Source organism: Actinomadura rubrisoli, from assembly GCF_004349215.1.
GTDB lineage: Bacteria > Actinomycetota > Actinomycetes > Streptosporangiales > Streptosporangiaceae > Spirillospora > Spirillospora rubrisoli.
On the sequence record NZ_SMKU01000168.1, the window covers coordinates 1 to 20,448 of the forward strand.

General features: G+C 73.6%; 21 protein-coding genes. 15 read left to right on the plus strand and 6 right to left on the minus strand.

Annotated features, from left to right (window positions below; translation table 11 throughout):
• On the minus strand, window positions 1-1,232 hold a 1,232-nt coding region (locus tag E1298_RS27170), incomplete at its 3' end, for a sensor histidine kinase (RefSeq protein WP_131898131.1).
• A 290-nt stretch (window positions 1,233-1,522) separates the two neighbouring features.
• On the opposite strand from E1298_RS27170, the gene E1298_RS27175 reads away from it, so the two are divergent.
• The 8 genes from E1298_RS27175 (at window position 1,523) to E1298_RS27210 (ending at window position 9,481) form a co-directional block, all read left to right on the plus strand.
• Entirely contained in the window at window positions 1,523-2,047 is a 525-nt protein-coding gene (locus E1298_RS27175; RefSeq protein ID WP_131898133.1) for a cysteine dioxygenase, read from the plus strand.
• A gap of 19 nt (window positions 2,048-2,066) precedes the next feature.
• Complete coding sequence (locus tag E1298_RS27180) at window positions 2,067-2,894, plus strand: ABC transporter permease (protein ID WP_131898135.1); 828 nt, start codon at window positions 2,067-2,069, stop codon at window positions 2,892-2,894.
• Entirely contained in the window at window positions 2,870-3,601 is a 732-nt protein-coding gene (locus tag E1298_RS27185) for an ABC transporter ATP-binding protein (protein WP_131898137.1), read from the plus strand. The genes E1298_RS27180 and E1298_RS27185 overlap by 25 nt, the downstream gene beginning before the upstream one ends.
• Window positions 3,598-4,623, plus strand: coding sequence for an ABC transporter substrate-binding protein (locus E1298_RS27190; RefSeq protein ID WP_131898139.1), 1,026 nt, complete (start codon window positions 3,598-3,600; stop codon window positions 4,621-4,623). Before E1298_RS27185 ends, E1298_RS27190 begins: the two co-directional genes overlap by 4 nt.
• A complete protein-coding gene (locus E1298_RS27195) occupies window positions 4,620-5,780 on the plus strand; it encodes an LLM class flavin-dependent oxidoreductase (protein ID WP_131898141.1) in 1,161 nt (386 codons plus the stop codon). The genes E1298_RS27190 and E1298_RS27195 overlap by 4 nt, the downstream gene beginning before the upstream one ends.
• Before the next feature lie 69 nt (window positions 5,781-5,849).
• Complete coding sequence (locus E1298_RS27200) at window positions 5,850-6,482, plus strand: class I SAM-dependent methyltransferase (protein ID WP_131898143.1); 633 nt, start codon at window positions 5,850-5,852, stop codon at window positions 6,480-6,482.
• 289 nt (window positions 6,483-6,771) lie between these two features.
• Window positions 6,772-8,760, plus strand: a complete 1,989-nt coding sequence (gene thrS / locus E1298_RS27205) for a threonine--tRNA ligase (protein ID WP_131898145.1) — start codon at window positions 6,772-6,774, stop codon at window positions 8,758-8,760.
• A gap of 127 nt (window positions 8,761-8,887) precedes the next feature.
• Window positions 8,888-9,481, plus strand: a complete 594-nt coding sequence (locus E1298_RS27210; RefSeq protein ID WP_131898147.1) for a hypothetical protein — start codon at window positions 8,888-8,890, stop codon at window positions 9,479-9,481.
• Between the two features lie 2 nt (window positions 9,482-9,483).
• Here the strand turns inward: E1298_RS27210 and E1298_RS27215 are convergent, their stop codons facing one another.
• Window positions 9,484-10,212, minus strand: coding sequence for an Asp23/Gls24 family envelope stress response protein (locus tag E1298_RS27215; RefSeq protein WP_131898149.1), 729 nt, complete (start codon window positions 10,210-10,212; stop codon window positions 9,484-9,486).
• A 228-nt stretch (window positions 10,213-10,440) separates the two neighbouring features.
• Between E1298_RS27215 and E1298_RS27220 the strand changes: the two genes are divergently transcribed.
• On the plus strand, window positions 10,441-11,016 hold the full coding sequence (locus E1298_RS27220) for an HIT family protein (protein WP_424923149.1): 576 nt from the start codon (window positions 10,441-10,443) through the stop codon (window positions 11,014-11,016).
• Between the two features lie 20 nt (window positions 11,017-11,036).
• Window positions 11,037-11,447: a thiol-disulfide oxidoreductase DCC family protein gene (locus E1298_RS27225; RefSeq protein ID WP_131898151.1), complete on the plus strand. Its 411-nt coding sequence runs from the start codon at window positions 11,037-11,039 to the stop codon at window positions 11,445-11,447.
• A 51-nt stretch (window positions 11,448-11,498) separates the two neighbouring features.
• Here E1298_RS27225 and E1298_RS27230 read toward each other — a convergent pair whose 3' ends face one another.
• The 4 genes from E1298_RS27230 to E1298_RS27245 all read right to left on the minus strand — a co-directional run bounded on the left by E1298_RS27230 (window position 11,499) and on the right by E1298_RS27245 (window position 16,126).
• Window positions 11,499-12,455: a hypothetical protein gene (locus E1298_RS27230; protein ID WP_131898153.1), complete on the minus strand. Its 957-nt coding sequence runs from the start codon at window positions 12,453-12,455 to the stop codon at window positions 11,499-11,501.
• The gene (locus E1298_RS27235; protein ID WP_131898155.1) at window positions 12,452-12,907 is read right to left on the minus strand and encodes a hypothetical protein; all 456 of its coding nucleotides are present in this window, start codon (window positions 12,905-12,907) and stop codon (window positions 12,452-12,454) included. The genes E1298_RS27230 and E1298_RS27235 overlap by 4 nt, the downstream gene beginning before the upstream one ends.
• Before the next feature lie 9 nt (window positions 12,908-12,916).
• A complete protein-coding gene (locus tag E1298_RS27240) occupies window positions 12,917-13,789 on the minus strand; it encodes a polysaccharide deacetylase family protein (RefSeq protein ID WP_131898157.1) in 873 nt (290 codons plus the stop codon).
• Between the two features lie 171 nt (window positions 13,790-13,960).
• A complete protein-coding gene (locus E1298_RS27245) occupies window positions 13,961-16,126 on the minus strand; it encodes an elongation factor G-like protein EF-G2 (RefSeq protein WP_131898159.1) in 2,166 nt (721 codons plus the stop codon).
• Window positions 16,127-16,438: 312 nt separating this feature from the next.
• Between E1298_RS27245 and pgsA the strand changes: the two genes are divergently transcribed.
• From pgsA to E1298_RS27270, 5 genes are all read left to right on the plus strand, one after another.
• On the plus strand, window positions 16,439-17,170 hold the full coding sequence (gene pgsA, locus E1298_RS27250) for a phosphatidylinositol phosphate synthase (RefSeq protein ID WP_131898161.1): 732 nt from the start codon (window positions 16,439-16,441) through the stop codon (window positions 17,168-17,170).
• A 47-nt stretch (window positions 17,171-17,217) separates the two neighbouring features.
• On the plus strand, window positions 17,218-18,096 hold the full coding sequence (locus tag E1298_RS27255) for a phosphatidylinositol mannoside acyltransferase (RefSeq protein WP_243725842.1): 879 nt from the start codon (window positions 17,218-17,220) through the stop codon (window positions 18,094-18,096).
• Window positions 18,093-19,253: a glycosyltransferase family 4 protein gene (locus tag E1298_RS27260; protein WP_131898165.1), complete on the plus strand. Its 1,161-nt coding sequence runs from the start codon at window positions 18,093-18,095 to the stop codon at window positions 19,251-19,253. Before E1298_RS27255 ends, E1298_RS27260 begins: the two co-directional genes overlap by 4 nt.
• 11 nt (window positions 19,254-19,264) lie before the next feature.
• Complete coding sequence (locus E1298_RS27265; RefSeq protein WP_131898167.1) at window positions 19,265-19,807, plus strand: LemA family protein; 543 nt, start codon at window positions 19,265-19,267, stop codon at window positions 19,805-19,807.
• A 93-nt stretch (window positions 19,808-19,900) separates the two neighbouring features.
• Window positions 19,901-20,448: DUF3048 N-terminal domain-containing protein (locus E1298_RS27270; protein WP_131898169.1), on the plus strand; the 548-nt coding region annotated here is incomplete at its 3' end.

Sequence of the window (20,448 nt, forward strand, 5' to 3'; positions counted from 1 at the left end):
GCCCGGTCCCCGCCCCCGCCGGCCTTCCCGTCCCGCGGCCCGGCCGAGAGGGTGCCGCCCAGCATCGTCACGCGCTCGCGCATCCCGACGATGCCGTGGCCGCCGCCGTGCGACTCCTCCGGCGTGCTGCGGGCCCCGTCGTCGGTGACCGACACCGTGAGCGTTCCGGTGCCGTACTTGATCTCCACGTGGACGCGGGAGCCCGGCGCGTACCGGGCCGCGTTGCTGAGCGACTCCTGGATGATGCGGAAGGCCGACAGGTCCACTCCGACGTCCAGCTGGCGGGGCATCCCGACGATCACCGTGGCGACCGAGAGGCCGTAGCGGCGGGCCGTCGCGGCCAGGTCGTCCAGCCGGTCGAGGCCGGGCTGGGGGGCGCGCTCGGCGCCCTCGTCGTCGGCGCGCAGCAGCCCGACCACGCGGCGGGTCTCGGTGAGGGCCTCGCGGGCGGCGTCGCGCACCACCCCGAACGTCTGCTTGGCGGCGTCCGGCAGGTCGGGGATCTTGTAGGGGGCGGCCTCGGCCTGCATCGCGATCACCGACATGTGGTGCGCCACGACGTCGTGCAGCTCGCGGGCGATGCGGGCCCGCTCCTCCAGGACGGCCTGCCGGGCGAGGTCCTGGCGGTGCTGCTCCTCGCGCAGGCGCAGCTCCTCCACGGCCGAGTGGCGCCCGCCGACCGCGTCGCCGAACGTCAGCGCCACGATCACGATCCCGGCCAGGATCATCCCGAACCAGCCGGGCATGCCGACCAGCACCGCGGGCACCAGGGCCCCGACGATCGTGACCGCGCCCACGCCGATGGTCGTCTCCCGGTCGCAGCCGACGCCGGCGAAGAACAGGATGACGACCAGGCCCAGGATCGCGGTGACCGGCCACGGCATGAAGCCCTCGCCGTGCCGGACCACGACCGTCAGCAGCAGGCCGATCCCCGAGGCGCGCCAGGCCGCGAGTGGCCACCGGGCCGCGAACACCAGCGGCGTCGCCTGGAGCACGCCGAGCGGCCAGGAGAGCTCCGCGTCGAGGTGGTACACCTCGATGGGGATGGCGATGGACCCCGCGGTGAAGCCGATGGTCAGCGCCGTCAGGAACACCAGGATCGGGATCCGCAGCGCCAGCCGCTCGGGCAGCAGCGTGACGGTCGGGTCGTCCTGGCCCGGGACGAGGGCGGAGCGGACCCCTCTGAGCAGCAGCGCCCGGCCGTTGGAGCCGGGACGGGATGGTTCGTTCATTTGACTGCGAGCCTAAGACGCGCGGCGCCCCGGCCGCCTGCCCCGGGGGAGGGAGATCCGACCTGGGCCCTGGGTATCAGCCCTGAGCTGTGGTTTCACGGCCGGTTCCGCGTATACCCATCATTCCCGATTGACTTTATAGGGAATATGGGCCACGCTCGAAGCGTGACGTTCTCCAGCCCACTTCACGAACGCCTGCACGTCGACCTGCGCCGCCAGGCCAGCGCGCTGTGTCGCCGGCCGTCCCGCTGACCGAGCAAGGACGCCGACGCACAGCAAGGAGCGACTGCATGACCGTCACGACCAAGTCCGGCACGCCCGCGCCCGCTTCCACGAGGGGGACTTCCACGCGGGGGACACAGACCCGCGGGGGCTCGCCGTTCGCACCGCCGCGGCTCGCGGAGCGGGCCCGCGAGCTCGCCCAGAACCCGGAGGACTGGCTGCACCGGGTCCGGCTGGACCCGCAGGGACGCTGGTACGAGCGCATCCACCAGGACGCCGACCACGAGATCTGGGTGATCAGCTGGCTGCCCGGCCAGTCGACCGGCTTCCACGACCACGGCGACTCGGCGGGCGCGTTCGCGGTCGCCCTCGGGGCGCTGGAGGAGCACCGCGTCCGGGCCGTGCGCGAGGTGGGCGCGGGGCAGGCCCGCTCGTTCGGGCCCGACTACGTCCACGACGTGCGCAACACCTCGGCCGCCCCCGCCGTGAGCGTGCACGTGTACTCGCCGCCGCTGTCGTCCATGCGGCGGTACGACGTGGACGCCGAGGGCGCGCTGGTCCAGCTCGCCTCGGAGTCCGCAGAAGACTGGTGATCTGCGGAAGGACGCCGACATGTCCACCTCGTCCCTCGATCTCGGGCGCCCGCGCGCGCGTGCGCGCCCGAACCTCCGCGCGGTCCGCCCGCCGCGGGCCGCGCTCGCCCGCCTGATCAGCCCCCTGGCGCTGCTCGTCGCCTGGCAGGCGGCCTCCAGCACGGGGCTGCTGGCGGAGAAGCTGCTCCCGGCGCCGTCCACCGTCGCCTCCACCGCCCTCGACCTCATCGAGGACGGGACCCTCACCGGCGCGATCGGCGTGTCGGTGCAGCGGGCGGCGCTCGGGTTCCTCGTCGGCGCCGCGGCCGGCGTCGGGCTCGCGGTCGTCGCCGGGCTCAGCCGCCTCGGCGAGCACGCCGTCGACCCGATCATGCAGATGCTGCGCGCGCTGCCGCTGTTCGGGCTGATCCCGCTGTTCATCCTGTGGTTCGGGATCGGCGAGGCGCCCAAGATCGCCCTGGTCTCGCTGGGCGTGGCGTTCCCGCTCTACCTCAACACCTTCGCCGGGATCCGCGGCGTGGACGGCGGGCTCGCCGAGGTCGCGCGGGTGCTGCGGCTGGGCCGGGCCGGGCTGATCCTGCACATCGTGCTGCCGGGCGCGCTGCCGCAGGCGCTGGTGGGGCTCCGCCAGAGCCTCGGCTTCGCCTGGCTCGCGCTCATCGTGGCCGAGCAGGTCAACGCCGACTCCGGCCTCGGATTCATGATCAACAACGCCCGCGAGTTTTTGCGCACCGACGTGGTCGTGCTGGGCCTGGCCGTCTACGCGGTCCTCGGCCTGCTGACGGACGCGCTCGTCCGGCTGCTGGAGAGGAGGGCGCTGACATGGCGCAAGGGCTTCCCGGTGTGAGCGAGCCCGCCGCCCGCGTCCACCGGCTGACGCGCCGCTTCGGCGACCGGACCGTCCTGGACGGCGTCGAGATCACCATCGGGCGCGGCGAGTTCGTCGCGCTGCTGGGCCGCAGCGGCTCCGGGAAATCCACGCTGCTGCGCGCCCTGGCCGGGCTCGACCGCGACGCCGAGGGCGACCTGGAGGTGCCCGGGACCGTCGCGGTCGCCTTCCAGGAGCCCCGGCTCGTCCCGTGGAAGCGGGTCCGGGCCAACGTCGCGCTCGGGCTGCGCTCGGCCGACCCGCGCGCCGACGCCGAGCGGGCGCTGGCCGAGGTGGGGCTGACCGAGCGCGGCGGCGCCTGGCCGCTCACGCTGTCCGGCGGCGAGGCCCAGCGCGCCTCGCTGGCCCGCGCGCTCGTTCGCGACCCCGGCCTCCTGCTGCTGGACGAGCCGTTCAGCGCGCTGGACGCCCTCACCCGCATCACCATGCACCGGCTCGTCCTCGACCTGTGGGAGCGGCACGGGCCCGGAGTCCTGCTGGTGACCCACGACGTGGACGAGGCGCTGCTGCTCGCCGACCGCGTCCTGGTCCTGGACGAGGGCCGCATCGCGCACGAGACCCGCGTGGACCTGCCCCGCCCCCGGCACCGCGAGCACCCCGACCTCACCGCCCTGCGCGCGACCCTCCTCGCGCGGCTCGGCGTCACCCCCGAAGGAACGGCATGACCCCCAAGAGGATCCGCCCCCCGATCCGCACGTCGCTCGCGCTCCTCGCCCTCGCGGCGACGGCGCTCGCCGCCGCGTGCGGAGGGGGCGGCGACGACGCGCGGAACGCCGCCATCGGCGCGGACGGGCGGATCGACCTGTCCAAGGTCACCCTCAAGATCGGCGACCAGAAGGGCGGCCAGCACGCGCTGCTCGGCGCCGCGGGCGAGCTGGACGGCGTCGCGTACAGGACCGAGTGGAAGCAGTTCACCTCCGGGCCGCCGCTGCTGGAGGCGGTCAACGCCGGCGCCGTCGACTTCGGCGCGGTCGGCAACACCCCGCCGGTGTTCGCCGCCGCGGCCCGCTCCAAGATCAAGATCGTGGCGGCCGCCGACATCGGGCTGACCGGGCAGGCGGTCCTGGTCCCGAAGGACTCGCCGATCCGGACGCCGGCCGACCTGAAGGGCAAGCGGATCGCGGCGGCCAAGGGCAGCTCGGCGCACTACCACCTGCTCACCGTCCTGCGGAAGGCCGGCCTCACCTTCAAGGACATCCAGCCGCAGTACCTGGCGCCGCCCGACGCGCTCGCCGCGTTCAGCACCGGCAAGCTCGACGCCTGGGTCATCTGGGACCCCTACACCGCGCAGGGCGAGGCGCAGGCGGGCGGGCGCATCCTCGTCGACGGCACCGGCTACACCACCGGCTACAACATCATCGTCGCCTCCGGCAGGACGCTCAAGGACAAGGCGAAGGAGGCGGCCCTGCGCGACTACCTCGCCCGGCAGCGGCGCGCCCTCGTCTGGGCCACCACCCACGTCAAGGAGTGGGCCGCCGTCTGGGCCAAGGACACGGGTCTGCCGGTCGCGGTGGCCGAGGTCGCCGCCCGGCGCCGCGCGGCCACGCTGATCAAGCTCGACGGCCGGTTCGTCCAGAACGAGCAGCAGGTCGCCGACGCGTTCCAGGGCCAGGGCCTCATCCCCGGCAAGGTGACGATGGCCGACTTCGTCGACACCCGCTTCAACGACCTGAAGGACCCCGCATGACGCTCCGCTTCCACTGGTTCCTGCCCACCACGGGGGACAGCCGCGCCCTGATCGGCGGCGGCCACAGCGTCCCGGCGGGGGTGGGGCGGCCGCGGGCGCGGCAGGGCACCGCCGACCAGATCCGCCCGCCGGACATCGGCTACCTCGCCCAGGTCGCCCGGTCCGCCGAGCAGCTCGGCTTCGAGGCCGTGCTGACCCCGACGGGCACGTGGTGCGAGGACGCGTGGCTGGTCACGGCGGCGCTGCTGCGCGAGACGTCCCGGCTGAAGTTCCTCGTGGCGTTCCGGCCCGGGTTCCTGTCCCCGACGCTGGCCGCCCAGATGGCCGCCACCTACCAGCGCATATCGGACGGGCGGTTGCTGCTCAACGTCGTCACCGGCGGCGAGGCGGCCGAGCAGCGGCGCTTCGGCGACCACCTCTCCCACTCCGAGCGGTACGCGCGGACCGACGAGTTCCTGACGGTCGTCCGCGGCGCCTGGAGCGGCGAGCCGTTCGACTTCGAGGGCGAGCACTACCGCGTCGAGGGCGCCCTGGTCGCGCGGCCGCCCGAGCCGCTGCCGGAGATCTACTTCGGTGGCTCGTCCCCGGCCGCCGGGCCCGTCGCGGCCCGCCACGTGGACACCTACCTCACGTGGGGCGAGCCGCCCGCGCAGGTCGCCGGCAAGCTCGACTGGATCCGGGGGCTGGCCGCCGAGCGGGACCGCACCCTGCGCTACGGCATCCGCCTGCACACCATCAGCCGCGACACCTCCGAGGCGGCCTGGGCGGAGGCCCAGCGGCTGCTGGACGGCGTCGACCCCGCCCACATCGCCCAGGCGCAGCAGGCCCTCGCCGCGAGCGAGTCGGTGGGCCAGCAGCGGATGCGCACCCTCCACGAGGACTACCGCGCCTCGTCCGGCCCGCCCTCCGCCCGCGACCTGGAGATCCACCCGGGCCTGTGGGCCGGCGTCGGCCTCGTGCGCGGCGGCGCGGGCACCGCGCTGGTCGGCAGCCACGCCGAGGTCGCCGACCTGATCGAGGAGTTCGCCGCGCTCGGCATCGAGGAGTTCGTCATGTCCGGCTACCCGCACCTGGAGGAGGCGTACTGGTTCGGCGAGGGCGTCCTCCCCGAACTCCGCCGCCGCGGAGCGGTCCCCCGTCTGCGGGCCACCGCCTGACAGACTCCCGCGCGCGGGTGGGCAGCCGGCGATCTTGCGGTGATCGGCGGGGCGACGGAGACTGCGGGAATGACCGACCTCAGGCATCCGATCTTCGCCCGGCTCTATCCGCGCCTGGACGCCGCCACCGCCAAGGCGGGCGGGGACGCCCACCGCGCCGAGCTGCTGGACGGGGCGTCCGGGCGGGTGCTGGAGCTCGGGGCCGGGTACGGGGCGAACTTCCCGCACTACCCGGCGGCCGTCGCGGAGGTGGTCGCCGTCGAGCCCGAGCCGCGGCTGCGGGCGCTGGCCGCGCGGGCCGCCGCCGGCGCGCCCGTCCCGATCTCGGTCCGTCCCGGCGTCGCCGAGGACCTCGACCTGGACGACGCCTCGTTCGACGTCGCGGTGGCGTCGCTCGTGCTGTGCTCGGTGCGCGACCCCGCCCGGGCGCTGGCCGAGTTGCGGCGCGTCCTGCGGCCCGGCGGGCAGCTGCGGTACTACGAGCACGTCCGGGGGCGCACGGCCGGGAAGGTGCGGCTCCAGCGGTACGCGGATCTGGTCTGGCCGCTGATCTCCGGCGGGTGCCGGGTGTCCCGCCCGACGGACGAATGGATCGCCGGCAGCGGGTTCACCGTCCGCGGCGAGCGGCGGTTCGAGTTCCCGCCGACGCGGGCGCCCAACCCGGCCTCCCCGCACGTGCTGGGAATCGCCGTACGGGACTGACTCGCCGTCGGCTATACTGGCGGCATGCGAGCCGTATTCGAGACGACGACGCCGGACCACTTCCGGCGCGACGGCCGCATGTCCTGACATTGCACGCGGTGAGGCCCCGGGAGCGATCCCGGGGCCTCACCGCTTTTCCGGGGTCGTTCCGGCGGGCTCGCCCAGGAGACGACAGGAGCAGGCGATGGAACAGGCGATGGAACCGGACGCGCTCGGGCCGGCGCCCGAGTCGATAGCATCTCAGGCATCTCAAGCCGCCGACTCCCACCCACCATCCCGAGGAGTACCCGTGTCCACCGTGTCTGAGCTGCGCATCACCCTCGATGGGAGCGAGCGAGTGGTGCCCGCCGGCTCGACCGCCGGGCAGGCGCTGGAGGCCGACGGCCGCACCGTGATCGCCGCCCGGGTCAACGGCGAGCTGCGCGACCTCGCCGGCGTGCTGCGCGACGGCGACGCCGTCGAGCCCGTGGAGATCGGCTCCGGCGACGGCCGGGCGATCATGAGGCACTCGGCCGCGCACGTCATGGCGCAGGCCGTCCAGGAGCTGTTCCCCGAGGCCAAGCTGGGCATCGGCCCGCCGGTGGAGCACGGCTTCTACTACGACTTCGACGTCGCCGAGCCGTTCACCCCCGACGACCTCAAGCGCATCGAGAAGCGGATGCGCGAGATCGTCAAGCAGGGGCAGCGGTTCTCCCGGCGGCCCGTCTCCGACGAGCAGGCGCGCGCCGAGCTGTCCGGCGAGCCGTACAAGCTGGAGCTGATCGGCCTCAAGGGCGCGGGCGGCCCGGTCGGGGACGCGGCGGACGGCGCGGACGTCGAGGTGGGCGGCGGCGAGCTGACCATCTACGACAACCTCGATCCCAAGTCGGGCGACCTGCGCTGGAAGGACCTGTGCCGCGGGCCGCACCTGCCCACCACCCGCGTGATCCCGGCGTTCAAGCTGATGCGCAGCGGCGGCGCCTACTGGCGCGGCAGCGAGAAGAACCCGCAGCTCCAGCGGATCTACGGCACCGCCTGGGAGTCGCGCGACAAGCAGGACGAGTACCTGAGGCTCCTGGAGGAGGCCGAGAAGCGCGACCACCGCAGGCTCGGCGCCGAGCTCGACCTGTTCTCGTTCCCGAACGAGATCGGCAGCGGCCTCGCGGTCTTCCACCCCAAGGGCGGCGTCGTCCGCAAGGTGATGGAGGACTACTCCCGCCGCCGCCACGAGGACGCGGGCTACGACTTCGTCAACACCCCGCACATCACCAAGGGCAACCTGTTCGAGATCTCCGGGCACCTCGGCTGGTACAAGGACGACATGTTCCCGCCCATGGAGGTGGACGGGGGCGACTACTACCTCAAGCCGATGAACTGCCCGATGCACAACCTGATCTTCCGGTCGCGCGGGCGGTCCTACCGGGAGCTGCCGCTGCGGCTGTTCGAGTTCGGTTCGGTCTACCGGTTCGAGAAGTCCGGCGTGGTGCACGGCCTCACCCGCGTCCGCGGCATGACCCAGGACGACGCGCACATCTACTGCACCCGCGACCAGATGATCGACGAGCTCAAGAACCTGCTCACCTTCGTCCTCGGCCTGCTGCGCGACTACGGGCTCGACGAGTTCTACCTGGAGCTGTCCACCAAGGACGACTCGGAGAAGTTCATCGGCGCCGACGAGGACTGGGCGGAGGCCACCGCCGCGCTCCAGGAGGCCGCCGACGCGTCCGGGCTCGACCTGGTGGCCGACCCGGGCGGCGCGGCCTTCTACGGCCCGAAGATCTCGGTGCAGGCCAAGGACGCCATCGGCCGGACCTGGCAGCTGTCCACCATCCAGGTGGACTTCAACCAGCCCAAGCGGTTCGAGCTGGAGTACCAGGCCGCAGACGGAACCCGGCGGCAGCCCGTCATGATCCACCGGGCGCTGTTCGGGTCGATCGAGCGGTTCTTCGGCGTGCTGCTGGAGCACTACGCGGGCGCGATGCCGCCGTGGCTCGCGCCGGTGCAGGCCGTCGGCATCCCGATCGGCGACCCCCACGTCCCGCACCTGGAGAAGGTCGCCGAGCGGCTGCGCGAGCGAGGGATCCGGGTCGAGGTCGACACCTCGTCCGACCGGATGCAGAAGAAGATCCGCAACGCGCAGAAGCAGAAGATCCCCTACATGCTGCTCGCGGGCGACGACGACGTGGCCAAGGACGCGGTGTCGTTCCGCTACCGGGGCGGCGAGCAGAAGAACGCCGTCCCGATCGGCGAGGCGGTCGAGGAGATCGTCAAGGCGGTCGAGGCGCGCATCCAGATCTGACGCCGCGTCCGCCCGGGGACGGCCCGCGCCGTCCCCGGGCTGGACGCGGTCCCGCGGACCGGGGGTGGGCGATCCCCGGAGTTGGTAGCCTCGGCGGTCACGTGCCACGACCGGGGAGACAGCGCAGATGAAGTCCACGAGACCGGCGCGGCCGATCCTGGGCCAGGCCGCCGGCTACGGAGGCGCCGTCCTGCTCGTGGTGGTGGCCGTCGTGGTGCTGCTCAGGCCGCTGGTCGACGAGGGGAAGGACGGCACGGGCGCCGCCGGTCCCCAGGGCGCCGCGGGCCCCGGCGCCGCGGTCCCGACCGGTCAGCAGGTCGCTCCCGGGGTCTCGGTCCCGCCGGTGGATCCGATCGGCCCCGTGCCCCGGCGGACCAAGAGCGGGCAACCCGATCCCGGCGGCCCGCAGGGCGGCGGGCCCCAGATGCCCGGCCAGAACGGCTCAGGGACCGGGGCCACCTGGTGCCCGCAGGGGACGGCCTACTGGCGCGTCGCCACCAAGGGCGTGGACGTCGTCATCACCGTCTCCGCCAGCGGCGCCGTCCGGGCCGAGGTGACCGTCCAGGGGCACGCCCCGCAGGCCCGGCAGGCCACGGTCAGGGGCGGCGCCCCGCACGCCTTCCACTTCACGGACATCCCGCCGCACCTCGTCCAGCGGGTCAAGATCACCACGGTCTCGGTCGGGGTGACCATGCAGACCTGCTACGCCCGCGTCGCCTGACCTCATCCCCGGGCGGGGGGCATGCGGACGTCCTCGACCGACACGTTCACCGCCGCGATCCGCATCCCGAGCATCAGCCCCGCGACCCGCCCCACGTTCGCCTTCACCGCCGTGGCCACGTCCATGATCACGCTTCCGTACCCGACCGCGATGCCGAGGTCGAGCGTCACCTCGTCGTCGTGCAGCCGGACGCGGACGGCCTCCGCGCCCTGCCGCCGGCCCCCGCCCTGGCCCGCTCCATCGCCCGGCTCGCGCCCGGCGGCGGGCCCGGCCAGCGCGACGACCCCGGAGACCTCCAGCGCGGCCATCACGGCGATCTTCTCGATCACCTCGTCCTCGATCGTGATGCGGCCCTCCACCCCCGGTCCCGGCCCGCCGCCGGGCGGCGCGTCCGGCTCGCGGGCGGTGCCCTCGCCGGACGATCTGCCGCCGTGCAGGGGCGCGCCGGGCGTCACCGGGGCGTGCGTCCCGGGCGCGGAAGGCCCGGGCGCGCCGGGAGCGGACGGTGCGGGCGGGGCCGGCGCGGCCGCCGGAGGCGCGGACGGGGCCGGCGACGCCGAGGGGACCGAGTGCGCCGGGGACACGGTGGGCGCCGAGAGCGGCGTGCCGGGCCGCGGCACCGGCCCGCCTGGTCCCGGCTGGCCGGGATTGCCCGGGAAGAACGGCATGGACCTGACCTCCGGACGCGGCTCCCCGCCGCTCCCGGTGCCGCCCTTTTCGAGCTCGGCCATGATCGCTCCCCACGGGTCGGTTAGGTGACCATGGTGTCGGAGTGACCCGTGAGACGTCACGGAAGTGGGGATTTGCGGGCGCGTCCCCGCCGCCGCGGGGCATCCCGGCTTCAGGCCGCCCCGTGTCCCTCTCTATGCTGCTGGTCAGGCCGTGAACAAAAGGAGACCGCCGCCTTGAGCGCAGAGCCGGAGAAGCCCGTGGTGCAGCGGGAGCGCGACGACGTGCCCCTGGCGGACGCCGGGAGCGAACGCCGGCCCCGCATCGAGGAGGAGAGGGGCGGCGCGGGCGCGCCCGACAACTTCCAGCGCCTGTGGACCCCGCACCGGATGGCCTACATCAAGGGCGAGAACAAGCCGACGGGGACGGGCGCGGGCGAGGGCTGCCCGTTCTGCGAGATCCCACGGATGTCCGACGAGGAGGGCCTCGTCGTGGCCCGCGGTCGGTCGGTCTTCGCCGTGCTGAACCTCTACCCCTACAACTCCGGCCACCTCATGGTCGTCCCGTACCGGCACGTCGCCGACTACGCCGACCTGGACGAGGCGGAGTACCTGGAGCTGGCGGTCTACACCCGGCGCTCGCTCGCGGCGCTGCGCAAGGCCAGCGGCGCGCAGGGCTTCAACGTCGGCATGAACCTGGGCCTGGTGGCGGGCGCGGGCATCGCGGCGCACCTGCACCAGCACGTCGTCCCGCGCTGGGGCGGCGACACCAACTTCATGCCGGTCGTCGGGCACACCAAGGTGCTGCCGCAGCTGCTGCGCGACACCCGGCAGCTGCTCGCCGACGCCTGGCCGCAGGACGCCTGATCCGGCGGCATGATGGAGCCATGACGCGACGAGAGCGACCGGTGCTGGTGTACGACGGCGACTGCGGCTTCTGCACGTCCTCGGTGCGGTTCCTGGAGCGGTACGTCCCCGTCCAGGCCGAGGTCGTCGCCTTCCAGTTCGCCGACCTGGACGGGCTGGGCACGACGGCGGAGCGGGCCGCGCACGAGGTGCTGTGGGTCGACCGGGCCGGGCGGGTCAGCGGCGGCGCCGAGGCGATCGGACGGCTGCTGACGGCGGCCGGGGGCCCCTGGCGCGCCCTAGGCGTGATCATGCGGGTGCCGCCGGTGAGCTGGGCCGCGCACGCCGTCTACCGGCTCGTCGCGGACAACCGCCGGCGGATGCCCGGGGGGACGGCCGCGTGCATGCTGCCCGCCGCCCAGCGCCCCGGGACGCCGAAGCCCTCCAGCTAAGAACCGGCCGTCCGGGCGGGAGCCGCAGCCCGACCCGAGGTGACCGGATGGTCAGCTGCTCGGGAGCGGCTCCGGCTCGGTCGCCGGCTCCGTGGCCGCCGGGACGAGGCGTCCCCGGATCCGCTCGGGCAGCCGGTCGGTGAGGCGCTCCAGGGGCAGGAACGCGGCCAGCCAGATGGCGTGCGGCAGGAAGTGGATCGTCATCAGCGCGTAGGTGACGGCGTGGAAGCCCGCGAAGAACAGCACGAGCAGATAGAGGGGCCGCCCGCGCAGGAACAGCAGCGCGGGCGAGGTCGCCTCGGCCAGGAGCATGAACCACTGGCTGATCTTCAGCAGCACCGGGTAGCCGATGAGGCTCCGGCCGAACGGCGTCCCGCGGCGGCTCAGGGCCCACTGCACCGTCGCGCCGTTGGGCCATTCGGGGAACCCGCCGATGCGCACCTTGGCCCACGCCGACAGGAAGTAGGCGGCCACGACCGACACCTGGATGCCGCGCACCGACCACGCCGACGCCTCGCAGCCCCGCTGGTCGCCGATCCGGGCCCGTCCCACGCTCGGCAGGACGAACAGGGCGATGATCAGCGCCAGATGGTCGTGGTCGACCTTGCCGTAGGACATGCTGATGGTGACCCACCACAGGTAGCCGCAGGCCGCGACGTAGCCGGTCAGCCGCGGCAGGACCCGGCCGGTCGCCGCGACGAGCCCGGCCGCGATCGTCACCACCAGCAGCGTGTACATGGCGGCGGGGGTGGGCGCGGGCAGGTGGAGCCAGCGGGCCAGCCGCACCGGCTGGTACAGGTCGGCGGGCAGCCGGGCGTGCGCCATCGAGCTGCTGGTCAGCAGCAGCATGTCGAACGGCAGGAACACGTACCCGATGATCCGCAGCCAGGCGATCCTGGCGCGCGGGACCGGCCCGTACCACCACCGGCCCCAGGGCGTCCGGCGCGGGCCGTCCGCCCCGTCCGGCGCGGGGACGGGACGGGGCGTCCCGGGTGTCGCGGCGGTCATCGCACGTTCCAGACCACGCGGTTGGCCCTGGTGGTCGACACGACCTTGCCGTGCCTGAGCGTCTGGACCTGTTTCACGATGTAGATCCTGGTCAGCCTGGGGGCCCGGGGATGCAGCCGCCGCTGCCCGTCCGCGATGCCCTGGAGCAGGGACGGGTCGCGGACGAGACGGTCCATCTGGCCCTCGATCTCGGCGCGCTTCATGCCCGACCCCACCGCGTCCATGGACAGCTTGACGTGCGCGCCCGCCGCGGTGTCGGCCTCCAGCCAGTGGGAGTGGATCTCCCCGCCGTCGTTCTTGACCGAGAACGCGAACTGCGTCATGGGCCCGAACGGGAAGTCGTCGTCGGCGCCGTACGCGCTGGTGTAGAACAGGGCGCCGATGCCGGCGGCGGCGGCGAGGGAGCGCCACAGCCGCGCGCGGGCACCGAGCCGGTGGGCCGGGAGGTGCATCTCGTCAGACTATGGCCGGGACGGCGGGGACGGCGCCGTGATCGGGGCGGCGTGTCCCGTGCCGGGGGTCGCCCGGCCGCTCGCGGCCTGCCGGAGCTGCGACACCGTGACGAACTCGAAGCCCTTGGCCCGCAGCCCCCGGATGATGGCGGGCAGCTGCTGGACGGCGACCTTGCGGCTCGGCGCGCCGACGTCGTGGGCGAGCACGATGGTGCCGGGACGGGTGTTGTCCACCACGGCCTCCACGAGCCCGGCGGGGTCGTCGCCGTACCGGCGGTCCTGCACCAGCAGCGACCAGAGGGCCAGGTCGTAACCGTGCTCGGCCGCGACGTGCAGGGTCGTCCCGCCGAGCCGGCCCCACGGCGGCCGCAGCAGCGTCGCCTCCCGGCCGGTGATCTCCTTGATCGCGGTGTGGGTGCGGTGGATGGAGCGGTAGGCGTTGGCGTGGCTCATCTTGGACAGGTCGTCGTGCTTCCAGGTGTGGTTGCCGACCTCGTGGCGGCCGAGGCGGTCGTGGACCAGGCGCGCGTTGCGGACGAGGCGGCTGCCGACGACGAAGAACGTCGCGGTCACCTTCTCGGCGTCCAGCGTGTCGAGCGCCTGCGGCGTCCACCGCTCCATCGGCCCGTCGTCGAAGGTCAGGGCGACGAGCCGCTGGGCGGTGTCGACGGCCCAGAGCACGTCGACCTGGCGGCCGGGCGGCTGCCAGGAGTCGACGGACGCGGCCGACGCGGGGGTCGGCGGGTCCTTCTCCTGCCATGCCTGCTCGCCCACGAAGCCGGCGCCGCCCGCGAGCAGCCCTCCGGCGGCGATGCCGAGGCCCTTGACGATCCTGCGGCGCCCGGGCCCCTCGGGCCGCCGCGGATTCCCCGAATCGTTCATAGCCAAATCAGACTTTCATGGAGATTCGGGGTGATCGTCGGTCTGACGGCCGAACCGCGGCTCACTCTCCGGGATGAGGGGCAGATGACCGAAGGATGAACTTCACCCCGAACCGCCGGGCGGGAGCGGTTCGTTCGCTGGGGGCCCCGCCCCCGCCCGGCGCCGGATTCCCTAGGTGTCCTTGGAGTCGGCGGCGACCTTGTCGGCCAGGTGCGAGGGGAGCGGCTCGTACCGCAGGAACGCGCGGTTGAACGAGCCCGTGCCCTGCGACAGGGACCGCAGGTCGATCGCGTACCGGATGATCTCCAGCTGGGGGACCTCCGCCTTGATCATCGTGCGGCCGCCCGGCACCGCCTCCGAGCCGAGCACCCGGCCGCGCCGGGAGGTGAGGTCGGACATGACCGCGCCCACGTACTCGTCGGCGATCAGGACGGCGACCTCGTCGACCGGCTCCAGCAGCAGGATCGGCACCTGGCCCGCCGCGTCCTTGAGCGCGAGCGCGCCGGCGGCCTGGAACGCCATGTCGGAGGAGTCGACCGAGTGGGCCTTGCCGTCGTGCAGGACGACCTTGATGTCGACCAGCGGGTACCCGGCCGACACGCCCCGCCGCATCTGCTGCCGGACGCCCTTCTCCACCGAGGGGATGAACTGCCGCGGCACCACCCCGCCGACGATCTTGTCGACGAACTCGAAGCCCTCACCGGACGGCAGCGGCTCCACATCGACGTGGCAGATGCCGTACTGGCCGTGCCCGCCGCTCTGCTTGACGTGCCGTCCGAGGCCCTTGGCCGGCCCGCCGAACGTCTCGCGCAGCGGCACCCGCAGGCCGACCCGCTCCACCTCGACGCTGTAGCGGGTCCTGAGCCGCTCGATCAGCACGTCCGCGTGCGCCTCGCCCATGCACCACAGGACGAGCTGGCGGGTCTCGGCGTTGTTCTCCAGCCGGAGCGTGGGATCCTCGGCCACGAGCCGGGCGAGCGCCTGGCTGAGCTTGTCCTCGTCCGCCTTGGACTTGGCGCGGATCGCCACCGGAAGCAGCGGGTCGGGCATCGTCCACGGCGCCATCACCATGGGCGAGGAGGGGTCGGAGAGGGTGTCGCCGGTCTCGGCGCGGCTGAGCTTGGCCACCGCGCAGATGTCGCCGGCCGCGCAGGACGAGGCGGTGCGCTGGGTCTTGCCGAGCGGGGAGGTCAGGGCCCCGACGCGCTCGTCGACGTCGTGGTCCTCGTGCCCGCGGTCCTCCATGCCGTGCCCGGAGACGTGCACGACGGTGTCGGGGTGCAGCGTCCCGGAGAACACCCGGACCAGCGAGATCCGGCCGACGTAGGGGTCGGAGGTGGTCTTGACGACCTCGGCGACCAGGGGCCCGGCGGGGTCGCAGCCGAGTTCGCGCGGCGGCCCGCCCTTCACCGGCGTCACCGGCGGGATCCCGTGCTCCAGGGGGGACGGGAACGCCTGCGCGATGAGCTCCAGCAGCTCCAGCATGCCGATGACCGGGCCGGGGTGGTCGCCGTGCGGGACGGAGGTGGCCAGCACCGGGTAGAAGCTGCCGCGCGCCACCGCGGTCTCCAGGTCCTCGACGAGCGCCTTGACGTCGATCTCCTCACCGGACAGGTACCGGTCCATGAGGGTCTCGTCCTCGCTCTCCTGGATGATCCCCTCGATCAGCGAGGCCCGCTGCTCGCCGATCTGCTCCAGGTACCGGGGATCCGGCATGCACTCGGTCCGCTCGCCGGTGGAGTAGTCGAGGCAGCGCTGGGTGAGCAGCCCGATCAGGCCCTTCAGCCCGTCGCCGCCGGCGGCGGGGAAGTACAGCGGCAGGACGCCCTCGCCGAAGGCGTCCTGGCAGCTCAGCACGACGTCGTCGAAGTCGCCGCGCTGCTGGTCGATCTTGGTGATGACCACCGCGCGGGGCAGTTGGACCGCCGCGCACTCCTCCCACAGCATCCGGGTGAGGCCGTCGATGCCGTCCACCGCCGAGATCACGAACAGCGCCGCGTCGGCGGCGCGGAGCCCGGCGCGCAGGTCGCCCACGAAGTCGGCGTACCCCGGCGTGTCGATCAGGTTGATCTTGGTGTCCCCGTACATGAACGGCGCGAGCGCGAGGTTGACCGAGCGCTGCTGGCGCATCTCCACCTCGTCGAAGTCGCTGACGGTGGTGCCGTCCTCGACCCGCCCCGCCCGCTGGACCGCGCCCGTCGCGGCGAGCATCGCCTCCACGAGCGTCGTCTTTCCCGCCCCCGAATGGCCGACCAGCGCGACGTTGCGCACCTTGTCGCACCCGCCGGCCTCCGGTGCCCTGCCGGGGGCTCCCGGGTGTCCTCCCTTGTCCGCCATGCCTACCTCCTCGGACGGGTCTCCGCGCGGAGGCCCGCGTGCGGCTGGGGCCCGGCCCGGCGGGCCCGGCCCTGACGTCCGAGTGCGGCGTACGACCTCGTCCAACGCGCGTGACCGACGTCACACCCGTGTCAACACCTTTTCCCGTGACGGGCAGGATCACAAGGGGTGAACGACAAACATCCGTCATCTCTCGGTGCCGGAGGGGGCGGGGCCCCGGCTTGACCACCCATGGGCGGCACGCGCACTACGATGAACGCGCTGCGACAGCCCGCGGGGGGCCTCTACCCGACACCACGAGAACGGACGGCGATGCTCAACAGAATCAGGCCCGCGCTGGGGCGCGTCCTGACCCCTATCGGACGGGCGGTCGCGCGGACCGGGGTCTCGCCCAACGCCATCACCGTCGTCGGGACGGTGGGCGTCGGCGCCGGCGCGCTCGTCCTCTTCCCGCGCGGGCAGTTCTTCTGGGGCACGATGGTCATCACCGCGTTCGTGCTGTTCGACATGCTGGACGGCGCCGTCGCCCGCGTCACCGGCAAGATCTCCAAGTTCGGCGCGTTCCTGGACTCCACGATGGACCGCGTCGCCGACGCCGCGATCTTCTCCGGGCTCATGATCGGCCTGTACCGGGACGGGCAGCAGGCGCTCGCCGCCGTCGCCCTCTACTGCCTGGTCTCCGGCGTGGTGGTCTCCTATGCCCGGGCCCGCGCCGAGGGCCTCGGCTACACCTGCGACGTCGGGATCGCCGAGCGCGCCGAGCGCCTGATCGTCGCGCTGGTGGCCGCCGGGTTCGACGGCCTGGGCGTCCCGTACATCCTGGCCCTGGCCCTGTGGGCGCTCGCCGTGCTCAGCACCGTCACGGTGGGGCAGCGGTTCGCCACGGTCTACGTCCAGGCGAAGGACGACCCGTCCCCGAAGCCCCCCTCCGCCAAGCCCGCCGGGCCCGCTGAGACCGCCGGGCCCGAGACCGCCGCGGGGAGCGGCGCTGAGGCCGGGACGGCCGCGCCCGCCGCGAGAACCGGCCCGGAGCGGCGACCATGAAAGCGCCCTCCGGCGACTCCGCGTACGCGTCGCTCCGGAATGAGGTAATGGACGCCGCGTACGCGATGGGCTGGACGGTCGTCCGCAAGATGCCGGAGGGGGCCGCCCGCCTGGCGTTCACCGCCCTCGCCGACCGCACCTGGCACCGGCACGGCTCCGGGGTCCGGCAGCTGGAGCGCAACCTGTGCCGCGTCCTCGGCAAGGACGCCGTGGACGACGAGGTCCGGATCCTCAGCAAGAAGGTGCTGCGCTCGTACTTCCGGTACTGGCTGGAGGTGTTCCGGCTGCCCGAGTACGACCGGGCGCGGATCCTCGGCCGGATGCGGATCACCGGCGAGAAGAAGATCTTCGCCAACCTCGACGCCGGTCGCGGCGTCGTCCTGGCCTTGCCCCACATGGGCAACTACGAGCACGCGGGCGCCTGGCTGGTGCACAAGGGCCACCCCTTCACCACCGTCGCCGAGCGGCTCAAGCCCGAGTCCCTGTACGACCGGTTCGTCGAGTTCCGCGAGGGTCTCGGCATGGAGGTCCTGCCGCACCGGGGCGCGTCCGCGTTCGGGCGGATGGCGCAGCGGCTGCGCGCCGGCCGCCCGGTGTGCCTGGTCGTCGACCGCGACCTGACCGCCAACGGGGTGGACGTCGAGTTCTTCGGCGCCACCGCCCGGATGCCCGCCGTATCGGCCGCGCTCGCGATCCAGACCGGCGCCGCGCTCATCCCCGTGACCCTGTGGTACGAAGGCCGGTACTGGGCGGCGCGCGTGCACGAGGAGATCCCGGTCCCGGACGTGGGCGGCAGACAGGAGAAGATCCAGGCCATGACCCAGGAGATGGCGCTGGTGTTCCAGGAGGGCATCGCCGCGCACCCGCAGGACTGGCACATGCTGCAGAAGGTCTGGGTCGAGGACCTGGCCGGGAACCGCCGATGAGGGTCGGCATCGTCTGCCCGTACACCTGGAACGTCCCGGGCGGCGTCCAGCAGCACATCCGCGACCTCGCCGAGGCCCTGGCGGCCCTCGGCCACCACGTGTCGGTCATCGCCCCCGCCGACGACGACGCCGAGCTGCCGCCCTTCGTGGTCTCGGCGGGACGCGCCGTCCCCGTCCCCTACAACGGCTCGGTGGCCCGGCTGGCGTTCGGGTTCCTGTCGGCCGGACGGGTCCGGCGCTGGATCAACGAGGGCGGCTTCGACGTCCTGCACGTCCACGAGCCCGCCGCGCCCTCGCTGGGCCTGCTGGCCTGCTGGGCGGCCGACGGCCCCATCGTGGGCACGTTCCACGCGTCCTACCAGAAGTCGCGCATGGTGTCGGTCACCGCGCCGATCCTGCAGAGCGCCCTGGAGAAGATCACCGGCCGGATCGCGGTGTCGGAGGCGGCCCGCACCACGCTCGTCGAGCACCTCGGCGGCGACGCCGTCCTGATCCCCAACGGCGTCGCGACCGAGCGGTACGCGATGGCCGAGCCGCTGCCGGGCTGGCAGGGCCGCGGCGACGCGCCCCGCGGCGGCGACGGGGGAGCGCTCGGGTTCCTCGGGCGCATGGACGAGCCCCGCAAGGGCCTCCAGGTCCTGCTGCGCGCCTTCGAGATCCTCGGGCGGAGCCGGCCCGGCCTCCGGCTGCTGCTCGCCGGCCCCGGCGACGCCGACGACGTGGTCGCCCGGGTCTCGCCCGAGCTGCGCGGCCGCGTCGCCGTCCTCGGCATGGTCAGCGAGGAGGACAAGATCCGGGCCTACCACTCGGTGGATGTGTTCGTCGCGCCGAACCTCGGCGGGGAGAGCTTCGGCATCGTGCTGGCCGAGGCGATGTCGGCGGGCGCCCCCATCCTGGCCAGCGACATCGAGGCGTTCGACCGGGTGCTGCTCGGCGGCCGCGCCGGGACGCTGTTCCGCGCCGGCGACCACGAGGCCCTCGCCGCGGCGGCCGGCGCGCTCCTGGACGACCCGGCGCGGCGCAAGCAGCTGTCCGCCGAGGCCCGCGCCGCCGTCCGCGCCTACGACTGGTCCTCGGTCGCCCGGGACGTCCTGAGGGTGTACGAGACGGTCTCGCTCGGCAGCGCCCGCGTCGTCGAGTCCGGCCTCGGCGCGTAGGGGAGCCCGCGATGACCTACGACTGGATCATCGACGTCCTGTTCTGGATCGCCGTCGTCTTCCTGGTCGGCGTGTACGTGTCGTGGCGCGCCACCCGGCTCGACCGGCTCCACGTCCGGGTCGAGACGGCCCGGGCCGCGCTGGACGCCGCGCTCGTCCGCCGGGCCGCCGCCGCGCTGGAGCTGGCCGCGTCCCGGCTCCTGGACCCGGCCACCAGCCTGGTGCTGGCCACCGCCGCCCACGAGGCCCGTACCGCCGACGCCGACAACCGGGAGTTCGCCGAGAGCGACCTGTCGCGGGCGCTGCGCGCGGTCGTCGACCAGCCGGAGTTCGTCGGCACCCTCACCGCCAAGGGCGACGGCGAGGGACGGGCCGTCCTGGAGGAGCTGTCCTCGGCCTCCGCGAAGGTCGCCTACGCCCGCCGGTTCTACAACGACGCGGTGTCCCAGGCCCGGATCGCGCGCCGCAAGCTGCTCATCCGGGTGCTGCCGCTCGCCGGGAGGGCCCCGCTGCCGGGCTTCTTCGAGATCGACGACGATCCGCCCGGGATCTGACCGCCCGGCGCCCGCCCGTCCGTACCGCCGGGTGGGCGGGCGCACAGAAGGGCGTTCGCTACCCTCTGGCAGATCGCAAGGGAGGCTCAGATCTTGGGAAACGCGCGGGAGACACCCCTGCGGGGCCGGGCGGCGGCGGGGCTCGGGGCCCTCGTCCTCGGCGCCGCCCTGTCGGCGTGCTCCGGCTCGGACGGCTCGAAGCGGGCGGAGCCGCCGGACGCCTCCGGCGGCCAGGACCCCGGCGCGGCCGTCCCGGCGACGCACCCGTTCAACGGCGGCAAGACGGGGCTGCGGGGCCCCGTCCTCGCCGTCAAGATCGAGAACACCCGGCCCGCCATGCCGCAGAGCGGGGTGTCGGCCGCCGACATCGTTTACGTCGAGCAGGTCGAGGGCGGCGAGACCCGGCTGATGGCGGTCTTCTCCTCCAAGCTGCCGAGGCGCGTCGGGCCCGTCCGCAGCGCCCGCATCTCCGACCTGCACATCCTGCCGCAGTTCGGCCGCCCCGCCTTCGCCTTCTCCGGCGTCCAGAGCAAGATGAAAAAGCACATCCGCGCGGCGCCGGTGTACGACATCTCCCAGGACAACGGCGGCTCCGCCTACTTCCGCGCCGGGCCCCACCCGATCCCGTACAACCTCTACGC